The organism is Streptomyces sp. NPDC020780 (genome assembly GCF_044334475.1).
Classification (GTDB): domain Bacteria; phylum Actinomycetota; class Actinomycetes; order Streptomycetales; family Streptomycetaceae; genus Streptomyces.
Map to the genome: position 1 here is coordinate 32,209 of NZ_JBIRTB010000016.1, position 16,748 is coordinate 48,956.

16 protein-coding genes are annotated in these 16,748 nt (G+C 71.6%); 8 read left to right on the forward strand and 8 right to left on the reverse strand.

Annotation, left to right across the window (positions count from 1 at the left end; genetic code table 11):
- The first annotated feature begins 151 nt into the window (after nucleotides 1-151).
- Complete coding sequence (locus ACH4VO_RS26780) at nucleotides 152-1,057, forward strand: L,D-transpeptidase family protein (RefSeq protein ID WP_360996592.1); 906 nt, start codon at nucleotides 152-154, stop codon at nucleotides 1,055-1,057.
- Nucleotides 1,058-1,290: 233 nt separating this feature from the next.
- Here ACH4VO_RS26780 and ACH4VO_RS26785 read toward each other — a convergent pair whose 3' ends face one another.
- From ACH4VO_RS26785 to ACH4VO_RS26815, 7 genes are all read right to left on the reverse strand, one after another.
- Nucleotides 1,291-2,421 (reverse strand): hypothetical protein, encoded by a 1,131-nt coding sequence (locus ACH4VO_RS26785; RefSeq protein WP_360996595.1) that lies wholly within the window; start codon nucleotides 2,419-2,421, stop codon nucleotides 1,291-1,293.
- The gene (locus ACH4VO_RS26790; RefSeq protein ID WP_360996598.1) at nucleotides 2,421-3,104 is read right to left on the reverse strand and encodes an RNA polymerase sigma factor; all 684 of its coding nucleotides are present in this window, start codon (nucleotides 3,102-3,104) and stop codon (nucleotides 2,421-2,423) included. The genes ACH4VO_RS26785 and ACH4VO_RS26790 overlap by 1 nt, the downstream gene beginning before the upstream one ends.
- Nucleotides 3,105-3,524: 420 nt before the next feature.
- Nucleotides 3,525-4,403, reverse strand: a complete 879-nt coding sequence (locus ACH4VO_RS26795; protein WP_360996601.1) for a hypothetical protein — start codon at nucleotides 4,401-4,403, stop codon at nucleotides 3,525-3,527.
- Nucleotides 4,400-5,029, reverse strand: coding sequence for an RNA polymerase sigma factor (locus ACH4VO_RS26800; protein WP_360996604.1), 630 nt, complete (start codon nucleotides 5,027-5,029; stop codon nucleotides 4,400-4,402). Before ACH4VO_RS26800 ends, ACH4VO_RS26795 begins: the two co-directional genes overlap by 4 nt.
- A gap of 342 nt (nucleotides 5,030-5,371) precedes the next feature.
- Nucleotides 5,372-5,953 carry a hypothetical protein gene (locus ACH4VO_RS26805; RefSeq protein WP_360996607.1) on the reverse strand — a complete coding sequence of 194 codons (582 nt, stop codon included), beginning with the start codon at nucleotides 5,951-5,953 and terminating at the stop codon, nucleotides 5,372-5,374.
- Between the two features lie 446 nt (nucleotides 5,954-6,399).
- Nucleotides 6,400-7,227 (reverse strand): DUF4328 domain-containing protein, encoded by an 828-nt coding sequence (locus ACH4VO_RS26810; protein ID WP_360996610.1) that lies wholly within the window; start codon nucleotides 7,225-7,227, stop codon nucleotides 6,400-6,402.
- A gap of 100 nt (nucleotides 7,228-7,327) precedes the next feature.
- Nucleotides 7,328-8,923 carry a family 20 glycosylhydrolase gene (locus ACH4VO_RS26815; protein WP_360996612.1) on the reverse strand — a complete coding sequence of 532 codons (1,596 nt, stop codon included), beginning with the start codon at nucleotides 8,921-8,923 and terminating at the stop codon, nucleotides 7,328-7,330.
- 424 nt (nucleotides 8,924-9,347) lie between these two features.
- On the opposite strand from ACH4VO_RS26815, the gene ACH4VO_RS26820 reads away from it, so the two are divergent.
- From ACH4VO_RS26820 to ACH4VO_RS26850, 7 genes are all read left to right on the forward strand, one after another.
- The gene (locus ACH4VO_RS26820; RefSeq protein ID WP_360996682.1) at nucleotides 9,348-9,845 is read left to right on the forward strand and encodes a 2-oxo-4-hydroxy-4-carboxy-5-ureidoimidazoline decarboxylase; all 498 of its coding nucleotides are present in this window, start codon (nucleotides 9,348-9,350) and stop codon (nucleotides 9,843-9,845) included.
- Nucleotides 9,846-10,011: 166 nt separating this feature from the next.
- Complete coding sequence (sdhC, locus tag ACH4VO_RS26825) at nucleotides 10,012-10,392, forward strand: succinate dehydrogenase, cytochrome b556 subunit (protein ID WP_360996615.1); 381 nt, start codon at nucleotides 10,012-10,014, stop codon at nucleotides 10,390-10,392.
- A gap of 5 nt (nucleotides 10,393-10,397) precedes the next feature.
- Entirely contained in the window at nucleotides 10,398-10,877 is a 480-nt protein-coding gene (locus ACH4VO_RS26830; protein ID WP_360996618.1) for a succinate dehydrogenase hydrophobic membrane anchor subunit, read from the forward strand.
- A gap of 29 nt (nucleotides 10,878-10,906) precedes the next feature.
- Nucleotides 10,907-12,661, forward strand: a complete 1,755-nt coding sequence (gene sdhA / locus ACH4VO_RS26835) for a succinate dehydrogenase flavoprotein subunit (RefSeq protein WP_360996621.1) — start codon at nucleotides 10,907-10,909, stop codon at nucleotides 12,659-12,661.
- On the forward strand, nucleotides 12,661-13,431 hold the full coding sequence (locus ACH4VO_RS26840) for a succinate dehydrogenase iron-sulfur subunit (RefSeq protein WP_360996624.1): 771 nt from the start codon (nucleotides 12,661-12,663) through the stop codon (nucleotides 13,429-13,431). The genes sdhA and ACH4VO_RS26840 overlap by 1 nt, the downstream gene beginning before the upstream one ends.
- Before the next feature lie 174 nt (nucleotides 13,432-13,605).
- Complete coding sequence (locus ACH4VO_RS26845; RefSeq protein ID WP_360996626.1) at nucleotides 13,606-14,175, forward strand: hypothetical protein; 570 nt, start codon at nucleotides 13,606-13,608, stop codon at nucleotides 14,173-14,175.
- Nucleotides 14,176-14,255: 80 nt separating this feature from the next.
- Nucleotides 14,256-15,020 carry a TetR family transcriptional regulator gene (locus ACH4VO_RS26850; protein ID WP_360996629.1) on the forward strand — a complete coding sequence of 255 codons (765 nt, stop codon included), beginning with the start codon at nucleotides 14,256-14,258 and terminating at the stop codon, nucleotides 15,018-15,020.
- 58 nt (nucleotides 15,021-15,078) lie between these two features.
- Here ACH4VO_RS26850 and ACH4VO_RS26855 read toward each other — a convergent pair whose 3' ends face one another.
- Complete coding sequence (locus ACH4VO_RS26855) at nucleotides 15,079-16,632, reverse strand: ABC transporter substrate-binding protein (RefSeq protein ID WP_360996632.1); 1,554 nt, start codon at nucleotides 16,630-16,632, stop codon at nucleotides 15,079-15,081.
- Nucleotides 16,633-16,748 lie beyond the last annotated feature (116 nt).

Below are 16,748 nucleotides of genomic sequence, written 5' to 3' on the forward strand. Positions count from 1 at the left end.
TTGCTCACAGCATGGCGCACAGCACGCTCCCGATGTCCGGCCGCGTGTCTCCCCTCATGCGCGGGATTCGGCAACCGGGCAGGGAGGGAATCCATGTCTGTGGATACCACGCCACCACCGGGACGGCTGTGGGCGAGCCAGGGGGCCGAGGATGAGACGCGTACGGAACGCACGGGTGAAGAGCCGGACGGGTGGAGCGCTTACGGTGACGGCCGCCGCGGCCTGTGTGCTGGCGGTCGCCGCACTGACCGCGGGGTGCCGCGTGGAGGGCGTCGGGGCGGCCGGGCCCCCCGCGTCGCCGACGGCCCTGGCCACGGCCGCGAGCCCGACGGACGACGCGAAGCCGGGCGGCGGCACGGCGAGTCCCTCCCCGTCACCGTCCGCCCGCCCCACGGGGACGGCCGGCCCGCGGCCCTCGCCGCGACCGGAGACCCTGATGTCATCAGGGGACCGGAGCGGGCGGGTGCGGGAACTCCAGGCCAGGCTGCGCCAGATCGGCCACTTCGACCGCGTCCCCACCGGCTACTACGGCACCGTCACGGTGGCTTCGGTGCGGTCCTTCCAGGGCAGGCGGGGCCTGTCCCGGACAGGCGGGACCGACACCGTGACCTGGGAGCGGCTGCTCGCGATGACGCGGAAGCCGACGGCGCGGGAGCTGGCTCCGCCGGCCGCGAAGCCGGCGGCGGCGCCCGACCCGCGCTGCATGACGGGCCGGGTCCTGTGCATCAGCAAGAACAGCCGCACGCTGTCCTGGATGATCGACGGCCGGGTCGTGTCGTCGATGGACGTGCGCTTCGGCTCGCAGTACACCCCCACCCGCGAGGGGACTTTCTCGGTGTACTGGATGTCCCGCCACCACGTGTCGACGCTCTACGACTCGCCCATGCCGTACGCCATGTTCTTCAGCGGTGGCCAGGCGGTGCACTACTCGTCGGACTTCGCGGCCCGCGGTTACGCCGGCGCCTCGCACGGCTGTGTGAACGTCCGGGACGAGGGCGGGATCGCCGCGCTCTTCGCCCAGGTGAAGAAGGGCGACAAGGTCGTCGTCCACGGGTGACCGGCCGGACGGTACCGGCGCCGGGTCCGGTCGGCTGCCCCCAGCGGGGGGTGGCGCGGACGGGACCGGGGGAACGTGTCCCGCCCGCGCCGGTGCGCTGAGCCGAAGGTACGGGGGGAACCCCGGCTCGTTGCGCGGCCGATGACCAGTCGGCTCACTCTGTACTGCGCCGGGGCGCCGAGAAATGTCACACCCGGAGACCACGAGCGCACCACAGACCGCATATGCGCAGGTCAGCGAGCTGGTGTCACCGAGGCGGGCGGGTCGGTCGTCTCCGCGCCGACTGCGGCCCCAGGGTCCACGCCAGGGTCCGTCTCCCGTTCCGCGGTGCCCAGCGGCGGGGTCCTGCGGAAGGAGACCGAGGGGAGCGGTCCCTCACGTTCCTGGGCACTGTCACTGCCACCGTCACCTGCCGGGCCACCGGATCCGTTCGCCTCGCCGCCGTTGTTCCTGTCGCCGCTGCCACTGCCGTTGCTGCCACTGCCGCTGCCGCTGCCCAGAATGCGGTCGCAGAAGCGCTCCAGGTTCCGCTCGCCCTGCGCCAGTTCGGCGAGGCGGAGCTTCTCCTCACGGCTCAGGTCGTCGTCACGGTAGGCCCGGCAGGCCCGAACCGACTTCGCGTACGCCTCGGCGGCACTCTCACCGGTGGAGCCGTCGGGCTTCCCGCGCCCGTCGCCGGTGCCCGAGGAGCCGTCCGGGTCCGGCCCCGCATCCGTGGTGCCGGTGTCCTGTTCGCGTTCGGCCGGGTCGTGGCCGGGCCCGGACTCCTCGCTGTCCGGAGCGGCCGGGCCGTCCGTGGCCCGGGCGTCGGGCGGGCCGGAGATGCCGGGCGGGTCGGCCGGACGGGCGGAGGACCCGGCGGAGGCGGACGCGTCGGCGCCCAGTTCCTCCGGGGAGGCCGCCGCGGATACGGATGCGGCCGGGGCCGGCCCGTCATGGCCGCCGAAGGGCGCGGGCAGCATCCCCGTGCCGCCGGCGACCGCCACACCACCGAGAGCGCACCCCGCGAGCGACACCGCGAGGCCGTAGCGCACCGGGCGGGTCCAGCGGGGGCGCCGGGACGGCGCCGTACGCGTCGCGCCGATCCGTACGGCCTGCGGAACGCCGTGCTTGCCCGCCGGACCGTCGGGGCTCACTGCGGCGTCCCGCCCACCGGCCCGGGACACCTCGCGGAAGGCGGCCAGGGCGGCCGCCTCACCGGGGAGTTCCGCACCGGAGGGGCGCGGGGTGCGGACCCCGCGCAGTGCTGCCTCCAGCCGCCGGCTGCCGGTCCTGGCGTGATCGTCGACGGGTTCGACGGACTCACCGCGGAGCAAGGACTCCGCCGCGTCCGCGTCGAGCCACTCGTCCCGCTCGTCGGCCATCACATGTCCTTCTGCGTCCACGGACGCGAATGCGTCACACCGGCGGGCGCCGCCGCACCGTCGCGGCCGGGGCGCTGGGCGGGCACGGCACCGAGCTCGGCCGCCCCTGCCGGAATCCCGTCCTCCGTAGGATGCTCGGCGCCGAGCAGTTCCGCCAGTCGCTTCAGCCCGCGGTGCGCGGCCGTACGCACCGCACCGGGCCGCTTCCCCAGGGTCCGGGCGGCGCTCTTCGCGTCCAGCCCGACGACCACGCGCAGGACGACGGCCTCGGCCTGGTCCTGGGGCAGCTGGGCGATGAGGGAGAGGGTGCGCCCGGTGGCGAGGGACTCCATCGCCTCGCCGGCCGTGTCGGACGCGGCGGGCTCCTCGACGAGTTCGCTCTCGTCGCCGCCGGACACCGGGCGCCTGCCCCGCATCCGTATGTGGTCGAGCGAACGGTTGCGCGCGATGCGGGCCGCCCAGCCGCGGAACCGGTCGGCGTCCCCACTGAACTTTTCGAGGTCACGGGCTATCTGCAGCCAGGACTCGGACGCCACGTCCTCCGCGTCGGGCTCCCCCACCAGCGTCCGTATGTAGCCCAACAGCCGCGGGTGCACGGCGCGGTACACAGTCCGGAAGGCGTCCTCGTCCCCGTCCTGTGCCGCGAGCACCGCGGCGGTCAGCTCCGCGTCGTCCCCCAGCACTCCCTCAACCCGCCCCGCTGATCCGTATCGCAGCTGGTCATCACTGCCGCGCCACCCTGCGCGACTCAGCACGCTACGTGGTCGGACGGTGCCGCGTCCATGACTTGTACAACCCGCAACCGTCTCCTGACGCAGCGCGGTGTGACAGAAAACGCACCCGTGGCGCTGACATGAGTACGGGGTCGCACTGCGGCTCCGTGGAAGACGGCCGGGGCCTCTCCTGTGGGGGGTGGCGGCCCCGGTCGTCGTCCCTTGCCCCTCATGTCCGGCAGGACCCGGGTGAGGGAACGCCTGAATGACCAGCGCGTGGCCGAGCGGCGCGCTCCGGTCGGCGTGGCGGCCCCGGTCGCAGCTCCCCAGGCGCCCCGCCTGCGTGAGCACCGGACGCTGGAGTCCTCCGCTTCCGCCGGGGCCGGCGGATCAACCGGAGGCGGCGTTGCCGCCCTTCGGCCCGCCGCTCGCGTTGCCGTTCGCGTTGCCGCTCGCGTTGCCGCTCGCGTTGCCGTTCGCGTTGCTGCCGGCGCTCCCGTTCGACCCGGCGTTCGCCTCGGCGCTCCCGCTCGACCCGCTGTTCGCATTGCTGTTCGCGTTGCCGCTCCCCGGCGTCGGCCGCGCGGAGTGACCGGTCGTGCCCTTCCCGCGCTGTGCGCCTCCCGTCTTCTCCCGGGGCGCCTGCCCGAGCAGCGCGTCACAGTACGCGAGGACCGCCGCGGGGCCGCCCGCAGCCGTCTCCAGCCGGTCGAACGCGGTGGAGTCGGCGGCCTTCCCGCTGTTCCCGGCCTTGCGGTACGCCTCGCAGAGCGCGCCGTCGCCCCGTCCCCGGTCCGGACCCCCGGTGGGCCGCCCCGCTCCCGGAAGCGCCGTGGGAAGGGGCGGCTTCGCGGAACCGTCCGCGCCCCGGGGCGGTGCGGCCGGCGTCGCCGGGGCGCTGTGGACGGGACGTACGGGCTCCTGCGGATCGGGCCGACCGAACGGGCTCGGCAGGACGCCCGAGTTGGCGGCCACCGCCACCCCGCCGAGCGTCGCCGCGAGCACGAATCCGCCGAGCAGCATCCGGACCGGGCGTACGCGGCGCGCGGACCCGGGCCGCCAGTCGTCGCGCCTGCGCCGCCTGCGCCACAGTGGCGTGCGGGCGGCGTACGCTCCGCCGTCCCGCGCCGAACGGAACGCGCCGAGCGCCCGCTCCTCGTCCTCGGGGCGGACCGCTTCGGCGCGCTGCGCGGCTGCCAGCAACGCGGCCAACGCGGGGGTGTCCGGCAGCTCCTCCGGATCCGGCGATGGCTGAGACGCGTATGTCATGGCTCCTCACCCAGCGTACGGCGCTCGTCGTTCGTCACATCGCCCGGTCCGCTGCCGGGCGTCAACTGCTCGGCTAATCTTTTGAGTCCGCGGTACGCGGAGGTGCGTACCGCCCCCGAACGCTTGCCGAGCACGCGTGCCGCAGCCGGTCCGTCGAGGCCGACGACCACCCTGAGCAGGACGGCCTCGGCCTGCTCCCGGGGCAGGGTACGGATCATCGCCAGCGCCGCCTCGGTCGAGAGGATCTCCAGCGCCGCGGCGGCTGTGTCGTGCCCGCCCGGCAGTTGCAGCACGTCCTGTTCCAGCAGCCCGGTACGCGGCCGTCGTGTCTGCTTCCTCAGGTGGTCGAGCGCGCGGTGCCGGGCGATCATCGCGGTCCAGCCGCGGAAGCCGGCCCCGTCCCCGCGAAAACGTCCCAGGTCCCGGGCTATCTCCAGCCAGGCCTCGGAGGCCACGTCCTCGGCGTCCTCACCGACGAGCCCGCGTACGTAGACGAGGAGGCCGGGGTGCACCATGCGGTAGGCGGCGGTGAAGGCCTCCTCGTTTCCCTGCTGAGCCCGCTCGACGGCAGCGGTGAGCTCGGCGTCGTACGCCCGCCCGCGACAGTGCTCCCCCGCCTTGCCCACACAACCCCACTCAGAACCCGGTCCGGCACCGTCACCGTGCCGTCGTACGGCCCTGCGGCGCCACCCCAACTCCGTTGGCTCCGCGACCTATTACCCTCTGCGCCGGGACGCGCGGAAACGTCACAGGCCCACTGCCGCGCCGGGGCCCGACGGCCCGCGTACACCGCCGGGCGGCACGGCGCGTGTGACGCCGGGGCCCCTGACGTCGCTGGATACAACGGGTCGTCGTTCACCGGCCCCGGCCGGTACACCCCCGCGTCCTGCCGAACACCCCAGGCACCGGAGCCCCCCGCCCTGACACGGGGGGCTCCGGTCCCCCACCGCCGGGCGCACGGCCCGGGCTCAGGACCGGCCGCGGGTCCGGCGCGCCATCACCGCGCGCAGCACGCGCCGGCCCTCGGTCGACAGGTCGAGCACCCGGAGCAGACCCGCTCCGCTGCCGGGCGTGCCCGAGGTCTCCGCGAGCATGTCCAGGATCCCTATCTGACGGCGCAGTTCGCCCGTGACGAGCGGGCCGGCGCCCTCGTCGTCGCCCCCGCGGCAGCGGCTGAGCAGCGCCGCACCGTCCTCGGCCGCGCCCACGCCCGGGAAGTCGAACTGCCGGTGGATGTCCAGGGCGACGGACGAGCAGGCGTCGGCCCATTCCCGCAGCGGTCCCGCCGCGAAGTCGGAGGGCGCGGCTCCGAGCATCGCGCGGACCTGAACGGCCGCCCCGTCCGTGATGTCCACGCCCTCCAACGCCTCCCGGACGGCCACCAGCCGGGCGGCCCACTCCTGACCGTCCTCGCAGCTCGCCCAGAGCGGGCGCAGAGGTTCCGGAGCCTCGCCGTCGGTGAGCAGGGGCAGGCAGCGGTCCAGACAGGCGAGCCCGCTCGCGGCCAGCCCTCGCTCGTCGGCAAGAGCGATCAGCTCCAGCAGGCTCATGGACGTCTCCCCTCGGTCCGGAAGCCGGCTCCGTCGGGGGACCGACACGGCCGGAACACAGCGGGACGCTGTGCTTCCTGTTACCGCGTACTGCGCCGGATGGCTGAAAAGCGTCACTCGCGCGGCACGGGAAGGTGTCACGGAAGGCACCGCGGAAGGCGCCCGAACGGACTCGCCGCGCCCCGATCAGGCCGGTGAGGCCCGGAAATCCTCGCCCGGTGGACATCTCCGGACGCTCACCACCGGACAGGAGGGCGGCCGAGGCCCACGAAAGACACGGTGACCGGTTTCCGCCCTGCCGGAGGGCCCGAGCCGGACGTGCCGGTAGGGGACCTGCCGGAAGGGGACGTGGCCAAGACGGACCGGGGACGGAAGGACCGGAGAGGGTGGGACCGGCGGACCGGAAACCGACAGGCCGGAAAAGGACGTGCCACCCGCTGCGCGGATCACTCAGCAGCGCCCCGCGGCGGCGCTCCAGGCCAGGACCTGGCCGCCGCCGGCCGGTCCTGCGACAGGTGGGGGCCGCGGCCCGCGCGCTCGCCCTGCATCCGGGTCAGCGTGCGTACGAAGACGATCGCCAGGACCGCGGCGAGGATGTCGAGCACGTCGGCCGCCACGACCAGGCCGGCGGCGTCCTTGACCTCCTGGGGCCCGTCCGCCGCGGCGTACCGCCCGGAGGCGAAGCGGCCGAAGAGCAGCGAGAGGACCCAGGCCGCCCACCAGAGGTTGAGCGGCGCCGTGGAGACCGGGCGCCAACTGCCGTCCGGGTTCGGCGTCGTACTGGCGCTCCAGACGTCCCCCGCGACCCGGCGGGGCAGCCAGAAGTTGCCGATGGGCACGAACCAGCCGCCGATCGCCCAGCCGGGCTTCATCTGCTGCAGACCCGCGTCGAAGACCTCGGCGTTCCGCCGTACCCGGTGGAACCAGACGATGAAGACCACGGCGGTGCCCAGCAGCGCGACCGCCTGCAGGGAACCGGCCCTGCCGTACAGGAGGTCGGCCCTCGTCCACTGCACCACGCCGTCGCCGATCGCGCCGCGGAGGTGGAGGCCGGCGGCCACGTCGAGCAGGTCCGTCAGCACGACGGCGGACAGCAGGGCGGCCACCGCCTTCGAGAGCGCGACGGGCGAGCGCAGCCGCTGCCACGCCTCGGGCGGCGGCACCGCGGCCGGCCGCATCAGCCCGCCGGGAGCCCCCCGGTGGAGGGCGGAGCAGCGGGTGCAGCGCCCGTCCGCGCCGACGACGGGTCTGGTCCCGCACGTGGTGCACAGCATGATGGTGGAGCCCCCCGGAAAAAGGTGATTTCGGCGCTGTGCCGCGCACCCTCCCCAGGGCGCGCGGCACGCAGGACGTCAGGAGCGTACTCGCGCCCGCTCAGCCGGAGGACGCGGTGCTGTCGGCGAGCTGGGTGAACTGCGCCCAGCTGAGCTTCGGCTTGCGCGGGTCCCACAGCTTCTGGGAGACCGCGTTGAGCGGCATGCGGATGCCGTCGGCCACCTGCTGCGGCGTCTGCGCGTTCGGGAAGTCCCCCCAGACCGCGAACCGGCCGCCGAGGATCTGCTTCGAGTACCGCGCGGGCACCGGCTGGGTACCGCGCAGGACGAGCGGGGTCCACTGCTCGTAGATCCGTTGCCCCGTCGGGTAGACGAAGTCGTTGGGCTGGCCGAGCACGTAGTAGAGGTACTCGTCGTTGAGGTTGATCACCTTGCGGCCCTCGGCCAGGTACTCCTGCGGCGGCCGGGCCCCGATCTCCTTGCCCGTCCAGTACTCGACCTCGATGCCCTGGTCCGCGGTGACCGTGCCACCGGTGAAGAACCCGTCGTTCCATGCCTTGGGGATCTTCTGCGCCGCGCGGACGACTGCCGCACGGTCGTTCAGCCAGCCCTCCGCCAGGTCCTGCACGGTGGCGCCGCTCCCGTACTCGGCACGTGCGGCCGCGGCGAGCTGCGGGTAGGAGGCCTGCGGACTGCTGACGGTGAGCGCCTGGTACTCGTCCGCACCGACGTGGAACCACCGGCCCGGGAAGAGCTCGGTGTACTCGCGCAGCAGGTCGTCGACGATCCGGGCCGCTTCGGGTTTCGAGATGTCGATGGCGCCCTGCCGGGCCGTGCCCTGGGTGTTGCGCAGCTGGAGATCGGGGTGGGCCCGCAGGACGGCGCCCAGGTGTCCGGGCGAGTCGATCTCGCCCACGACCGTGATGTGGAGGCTCGCGGCGAGCTTCAGGATCCGGCGGACCTCGGCCTTGGTGAGGTGCTCCGCGGAGACGACCTCCGGGTGGGAGTCGGATTCGATGCGGAAGGCCTGGTCGTCGGAGAAGTGCAGGCCGAGCTGGTTGAGCTTGAGATCGGCCATCTCCCGCAGCCGGTCCTCGATCCAGGCGGCGCTGTAGTGCTTGCGCGCGATGTCGAGGTTGAGCCCGCGCTGGGGACGGTCGGGGGCGTCCCGGACCACGCCCTCGGGCATGGTGCCGTCGGCGTTCAGCGACTGCCGGAGGGTGCGGGTCCCGTAGAAGACGCCCGCCTCGTCGGGGCCGCTGATGGTGACCCGGCCGCCCTCGGTCTTCAGGGTGTAGGACTCCGGGGCGCCCCGGCCGGGGGTGCCGAGCGCGAGTTCGACGTCCCCGGCCCGGGCCGCGGTCTCGCCGCGGTAGCGGATCTTCAGCTCCTTGGCGAGCAGCTGCGCCTCGTCGGCGAGCTGGGGGTCGGCGGCGACGACGCCGCTGTCACCGGCCGGCTTCCAGCCGGGGCCGCGCGCGGGGGTGTGCTCGCGAACCGCCGGTATCGTCCGCGGCGCCGTGGAGAGCGGGTAGCTCCGGGTGGGCGACGGCGAGGCGGAGGTGGACGACGAGGACACCGCGCCGTTCCGGGGCCCGGAGCCGGAGCCATCGGGCCAGACGACGACGGTGAGGGTGACGGCGGCTACCGCCGTGACGGCCGCGCCGGCCACCAGGGCTCCACGTGAGGGCGACATCGGTCAGAATCCTCCGGATCGAGGGAGAAAGAGATCAAAGATGGGGAGAAAGTCGGGCAATCTTCCCATTAGTTCGTCCATCAAGCGTTCCGAAACTCTCCCGTACGGGTGAATTTCGCGCATGATTCGGGCGCTGGTCGCCCGGTCTCGTTAGCGTTACGGCACATTCGTTCCGGCCTTCACTCCCGCCCCACGCAACCTCGCCGCTTTCCGGCCCGTCTCCCCGGGCACAGCCGTCATTGATTTCGAGGAGTCCCCGCTGTCCAGGTCCAGCGAGCCCCACGCCGGCCTGCCGGAGCGACCCCGGCCGGCCCTGCCCGTCCAGAGCCGTGGCCCCGCGCAGGTCTCGGGGGAGACCCCGACGGAGCCCCGGGTTCCGGAACCAGTCTCGGGGAGCGGACGCGTAAACGCCTACTCGAGCGGACTGGACAGCTTCAACGCCTGGCCGGAAGAGTTCGCCGAGGCGGCCCTGCTGGAGTGCTGCGGCAGCCGGCGCTGGGCGCTGCGGATGGCGGCCCACCGCCCGTACCCGGACCTCGGCTCCCTGCTCGCCGCGTCCGACGAGGCGGGGTACGACCTCGCGCCCGCCGACATCGCCGAGGCGCTCGCCGCGGAGAGCGCCACCTGCCTGCACCACGCCGCGCCCCGCACCGCCCATCTGGCGCTCCGGGCCGCGCACGCCGCGTACGAGAGCCGCTTCGGCCACGTCTTCGTGATCTGCCTGGACGGCCTGCCGCCCTCCCAGCACGTGGACCAGGTGCTGGCGGCCATCCGCACCCGGCTGGCACACGACCCGGACGAGGAGCGGGCGCTCACGGCGGAGGAGAGCCGGCGACTCGCCCGGGCCCGCATCACGGAACTGGTGGCGGCGGCGGGCCGGGACCGTGATCCGTTCCGACCCCTCGCGGCGGGTCCGCGATAGCCCGTCCGTGCCTCTTTGATTGCCACATTGATCACACCAGAGGCCCCGCCGCCATGGAACCGACAAAGCGTCGCTACGATGGCCGGGGCCGGTGGACCGTACCCGGCCGGGTCAGACCGACAGTCAAGCCGGCCGACCCCAATCCCCGCTCCCGGAGGGTTCTTCCGTGCCGGCTGGAACGCTGTACCGCGGCCGGGAAGGCATGTGGTCCTGGGTGGCTCATCGAGTCACCGGTGTCCTCATTTTCTTCTTCCTGTTCGTACACGTCCTGGACACCGCTCTCGTGCGTGTCTCCCCCGAGGCGTACGACGACGTCGTGGCCACCTACAAGACCCCACTCGTGGCGCTGCTCGAGTACGGCCTGGTGGCCGCGATCCTCTTCCACGCGCTGAACGGTCTCCGCATCGTCGCCGTCGACTTCTGGGACAAGGGCGCCCGCTATCAGAAGCAGATGCTGTGGACCGTCATGGGCATCTGGATCGTGCTGATGGCCGGGGCCCTGTACCCCGTCCTCGGGCACGCCGTACGCGAAGTCTTCGGGAGCTGAGGCCGATGTCCACCGAGACACCCACTTCCGCGATCGGTGACGTCGACGGCGTGAGCCTGTACGACGCCGACAACCCCGCCCCGGTGATCGAGCCCCCGCGCAAGCGCACGGGCAAGACCCCCAAGGGCTCGCGCACCAACTTCGAGATGTACGCCTGGCTCTTCATGCGCCTGTCGGGCATCGTGCTGGTCGTTCTCGTCATCGGCCACCTGCTGATCCAGCTCGTGCTGGACGGCGGCGTCTCCAAGATCGGCTTCGCCTTCGTGGCGGGCCGCTGGGCCTCGCCGTTCTGGCAGGTCTGGGACCTGGCGATGTTGTGGCTCGCCATGCTCCACGGCGCGAACGGCCTCCGTACGGTCATCAACGACTACGCCGAACGGGACAACACCCGCTTCTGGCTGAAGATGCTCCTGTACACCGCCACGGTGTTCACCGTCCTGCTGGGCACGCTGGTGATCTTCACCTTCGACCCGAACATCCGCTAGGCGCCGGGACAGAGGGACCAGAGGAAACCATGCAGATCCACAAGTACGACACCGTCATCGTCGGGGCCGGCGGGGCCGGCATGCGCGCGGCCATCGAGTCGACCAAGCGCAGCCGCACCGCCGTGCTGACGAAGCTCTACCCCACCCGCTCCCACACGGGCGCCGCGCAGGGCGGCATGGCCGCCGCGCTCGCCAACGTGGAGGAGGACAACTGGGAGTGGCACACCTTCGACACGATCAAGGGCGGCGACTACCTGGTCGACCAGGACGCCGCCGAGATCCTGGCGAAGGAGGCCATCGACGCCGTCCTCGACCTGGAGAAGATGGGCCTGCCGTTCGGCCGTACTCCTGAGGGCAAGATCGACCAGCGCCGGTTCGGCGGTCACTCCCGCAACCACGGCGAGGCCCCGGTCCGCCGCGCCTGCTACTCGGGCGACCGCACCGGCCACATGATCCTCCAGACGCTGTACCAGAACTGCGTCAAGGAGGGCGTGGAGTTCTTCAACGAGTTCTACGTCCTGGACCAGCTGGTCGTCGAGGAGAACGGCGTCAAGAAGTCCGCCGGCGTCGTCGCCTACGAGCTGGCCACCGGCGAGATCCACGTCTTCCAGGCGAAGGCGGTCATCTACGCCTCGGGCGGCACCGGCAAGTTCTTCAAGGTGACGTCGAACGCGCACACCCTGACCGGTGACGGTCAGGCCGCCTGCTACCGCCGGGGTCTTCCGCTGGAGGACATGGAGTTCTTCCAGTTCCACCCGACGGGCATCTGGCGCATGGGCATCCTGCTGACGGAGGGCGCCCGCGGTGAGGGCGGCATCCTCCGCAACAAGGACGGCGAGCGCTTCATGGAGAAGTACGCGCCGGTCATGAAGGACCTCGCGTCCCGTGACGTCGTGTCCCGCTCCATCTACACGGAGATCCGTGAGGGCCGCGGCTGCGGACCCGAGGGCGACCACGTCTACCTCGACCTCACCCACCTCCCGCCGGAGCAGCTGGACGCGAAGCTCCCCGACATCACGGAGTTCGCGCGTACGTACCTCGGGATCGAGCCCTACACGGACCCGATCCCGATCCAGCCGACCGCGCACTACGCCATGGGCGGCATCCCGACCAACGTCGAGGGCGAGGTGCTGGCCGACAACACCACCGTCGTCCCGGGCCTGTACGCCGCCGGCGAGGTCGCCTGTGTCTCCGTGCACGGCGCCAACCGTCTGGGCACCAACTCGCTGCTCGACATCAACGTCTTCGGACGCCGCTCGGGTATCGCCGCCGCCGAGTACTCCGCGAAGAACGACTTCGTCGAGCTTCCCGAGAACCCGGCCCAGCTGGTCCAGGAGCAGGTCGAGCGGCTGCGCAACTCCACGGGCACCGAGCGGGTCCACGCGCTCCGCACGGAGCTGCAGGAGTGCATGGACGCCAACGTGATGGTGTTCCGCACCGAGCAGACCATCAAGACGGCGGTCGAGAAGATCGCCGAACTGCGCAAGCGCTACCTCGACGTGTCCATCCAGGACAAGGGCAGGCGGTTCAACACCGACCTGCTGGAGGCCATCGAGCTGGGCAACCTGCTCGACCTGGCCGAGGTCATGGCGACCTCCGCACTGGCCCGCAAGGAGTCCCGCGGCGGTCACTACCGCGAGGACTACCCGAACCGCGACGACGTCAACTTCATGCGCCACACCATGGCGTACCGCGAGGTCGCGGACGACGGCACCGAGTCGATCCGGCTCGACTACAAGCCGGTCGTCACGACCCGCTACCAGCCGATGGAGCGTAAGTACTGATGGCTACCCCCACCCTGGAGAAGTCGGACAAGGCCCCCGAGGCCGGCTTCGCCGACACCCCGTACATCACGGCGACGTTCCGGATCCGCCGGTTCAACCCCGAGGTCTCCGACGAGGTCGAGTGGCAGGACTTCCAGATCTCGATCGACCCGAAGGAGCGTGTACTCGACGCCCTTCACAAGATCAAGTGGGAGCTCGACGGCACCCTGACGTTCCGCCGCTCCTGCGCGCACGGCATCTGCGGCTCCGACGCGATGCGGATCAACGGCAAGAACAGGCTCGCCTGCAAGACGCTGATCAAGGACATCAACCCGGAGAAGCCGATCACGGTCGAGGCCATAAAGGGCCTCACGGTCCTCAAGGACCTCGTGGTCGACATGGACCCCTTCTTCCAGGCCTACCGCGACGTCATGCCCTTCCTCGTCACCAAGGGGAACGAGCCGACGCGTGAGCGCCTGCAGTCCCCCGAGGACCGCGAGCGCTTCGACGACACCACCAAGTGCATCCTGTGCGCCGCGTGCACGTCCTCGTGCCCGGTGTTCTGGAACGACGGCCAGTACTTCGGCCCGGCGGCCATCGTCAACGCGCACCGGTTCATCTTCGACTCGCGTGACGAGGGCGGCGAGCAGCGCCTGGAGATCCTCAACGACCGTGACGGTGTGTGGCGTTGCCGCACGACGTTCAACTGCACGGACGCCTGCCCCCGTGGCATCGAGGTCACCAAGGCGATCCAGGAAGTGAAGCGCGCGCTCATCACCCGCCGCTTCTGACCCACGGGTTACCCCACAGGCCCCGTCCTGCGCACCGGCCGTGCGCAAGGCGGGGCCTCTTGGTGCGTCGGGCGGGGCCGGGAGGGTACGGTCGGGCGGGGCCGGACGCCGGCTCGCCTCCCCCGGCGCAGCACGGCACGGGGGCGCAGGGCTTGATGGAGAACGGGGAACGTCGTGAGCGATCCGAATCCGTACGCGGACGACTCGTACAAGTGGGGCCCGCCCCAGCCGCCGGGCAACCCGCCCACGATGCCGGACGGCCAGGGTTACGGCTACCCGGCGCCGGGCGCCGCACCGGCGTACGGCTACCCGCAGCCGATCCCGGAGTCCGCCACCCAGCCCGGTCCCGGGTACGGCTACCCGGGCGGCGGTCCGGTCCAGCCCGCGGGTCAGCCCGGCAGCGTACCGATGCTCTCGTTCGGTGACATCACCGTCATGAACGACGGCATCGTGACCCCCTCGGGGACGATGCCCCTCAAGGGTGCGGTGTGGACGGCGACCGACATGTCGCGCACCGAGGAGAAGATCCCGACCGTGGGCATCGTGCTGGCCGTCGTCTTCGCGCTGTTCTGCCTGGTCGGCCTGCTCTTCCTGCTGATGAAGGAGAAGCGGACGACGGGCTTCGTCCAGGTCACGGTCACCAGCAGCGGCCGGCACCACTCGACGATGATCCCGGCGACGGGTCCGGAGACCTTCCAGATGGTCATGGCGCAGGTCAACACCGCCCGCTCGATGAGCGCCTGAGCCCGGACCCGGCCCTGCCCGGTCCTTCCGCCGCCGGGTGCCGGATCCGGCGGGAGGGTCCCCCGGATAGCCTGGGGCCTGTGGTGAAGGACGAGAACAGCCCCCCGGGTCCGGACGGGGCGCGGCCCGCCGGGGACGGCCGGCCGGCGAAGGCGCCGAAGAGCGAGCAGACCCGGACCCTGATCCTGGGGACCGCGCTGCGGCTCTTCGCGGAGCGGGGCTACGACCGTACGACGATGCGGGCCATCGCCCAGGAGGCCGGGGTCTCCGTCGGGAACGCGTACTACTACTTCGCGTCGAAGGAACATCTGGTCCAGGGCTTCTACGACCGGATCGCCGCCGAGCACGAGGCCGCCGTCCTGCCGGTCCTGGCCGGCGACCCGGACCTCGCCGTACGCATCCGCGGTGTGCTGCTCGGCTGGCTGGACGTGGCCGGCCCCTACCACCGGTTCGGTGCCCAGTTCTTCAAGAACGCCGCCGACCCGGACAGCCCGCTCTCCCCGTTCTCGCCGGAGTCGGTCGCCGCACGGGAGGCCGCGATCTCGATCCACCGGCGGTGCCTGGCCGGCGCCTCCACCCGTCCGGACCCCGAACTCGAGCAGATACTGCCGCAGTTGATGTGGCTGATGCAGATGGGTCTGGTGCTCTTCTGGGTCCACGACCGGTCCGAGGGCGCCGAACGCAGCAGACGGCTCGTCGAGCGCACGGCGCCGCTGGCCGCGCGGGCGATCGCGCTGTCCCGCTTCCGGGTGCTGCGCCCTCTCGTGCGGCAGATCCACGCCGTACTCGTGGAGTTCATGCCCGGGGCCGCGGCACGCCCGGCGGCCGGCGCCGGATCCGGCTGACGCGGATCCGTCCCCCGGCGGGGTCCCGCGCGCGGGGCCCCGCCGGGGGCGGCTGCCGTCAGATCCAGCTGAGTTCCCACAGCCGCCAGAGGCCGGTGCCGTCGGAGAGGTACTGGGACCCGGAGACGGTCGCCTTGCTGACGACGTAGTCCTTCTTCTGCCACAGTGGGACGAGCGGGACGTCCTCGCCGACCAGCTCCTGCAGTGCCTTGAAGTCGGCCGAGGTCCGGCTGCGGTCGCCGTACTGCTGCGTGGCCGAGATCAGGGCGTCCATCTTCGTGCTGGCGTAGCCGTTGTGGAGGCTGCTGCCGCGGCCGACCAGCGGCTGGCTGAAGGTGTCGGAGTCGGGGTAGTCGGGCAGCCAGCCGACGGTGTACGCGTCGTACTTCCCGGCCGCGTAGCCCTTCTGGAAGGCCTGCCACTCCACGGCCTTGTCGGTGACCTCGAACAGCCCGTCCTTCTCCAGCTGGCGGATCAGCTCGGCCGTCTCGTCCTTGTTCGCGTCGTCGTCGCGGTGGCCGAGGGTGATGTGCAGCGGGATGTCCACACCGGCCTCCTCCATCAGCTTCCTGGCCTTCTTCGGGTCGGGCTGCGGGTAGGCGTCGAAGAAGGGGGTGCTGTGGCCGATGTAGCCCTGCGGGATCAGCGAGTAGAGCGGGGCGACGGTGCTCTTGTAGACGTCGGAGACCAGCGGCCCCCGGTCGATGATCCAGGCGATGGCCTGGCGGACCCTCTTGTCGGAGAGTGCCGAGTCCGGCCGGACGTTGAAGACGAGGTTGCGGATCTCGGCGCTCTCGGCCTCGGTGACGCGCTGCTCGGTGGCCCCCGGGTCGAGCCCGGCCAGCTTGTCCGCTGGCAGCTGACGGTGCGTGACATCGACGTCACCTGCGTCCCAGGCCCTCTGCAGCTCGTCGGAACCGCCGAAGTAGCGGACGTTCACCGCCCCGCCCGTCTTCGTCAGCGCACCCCTGTACGCCGTGTTGGGCACCAGTTCCGCCTGCACACCGGGCTCGTACGACTTCAGGAGGTACGGACCCGAACCGTCGACCTGGTCGCCGGTGCGCAGCTTGCCCTTCGGGTACCGGGCGGGATCGACGATGGATCCCGCCCCCGTGGCGAGCTTCTGCGGGAAGGTCGCGTCCCGGGATGAGAGGTTGAACGTGATCGTGCGGCCCTCGGCCACGATGGTGTCGAGGCTCGGGAAGAGCACCGAGGGCCCGGCGTCCGCCTTGATCCTGAGCATGCGCTCGAAGGAGTACTTGACGTCCCCGGCGGTGATCTTTTTCCCGTTGGAGAAGGTCAGGTCGTCCCGCAGCGTGCACCGGTAGGTCTGGAGCTTCTGCCCCACGAAGCCGCAACGCTCGGCCGCGTCCGGTTCCGGCACGATCGCTCCGGCTTTGAACGTCAGAAGGGACTGGTAGAGGTTGCTGTAGATCGCCCAGGAACCGGCGTCGTACGCGCCGGCCGGGTCCAGGGACGTGACCTCGTCCGAGGTTCCGACCGTGACCGGGTGGGTGTTCTCCTCTTCGGAGGGGAGTAGTTGCCAGGCACCGACGCCTGCGATGACCAATACCGCGAGAATCGCGAGAATCCGTACCCGGACCGACCGCATGTGCCGTGCTCTCCCTTACCAGCCCCACCTCGGCTCATGTGCTCAGAACGCACACCGCCGCATGTTCACCTCACCTAATCACACGATATTCACATCTGGAAGAGCAAATGGGGCAC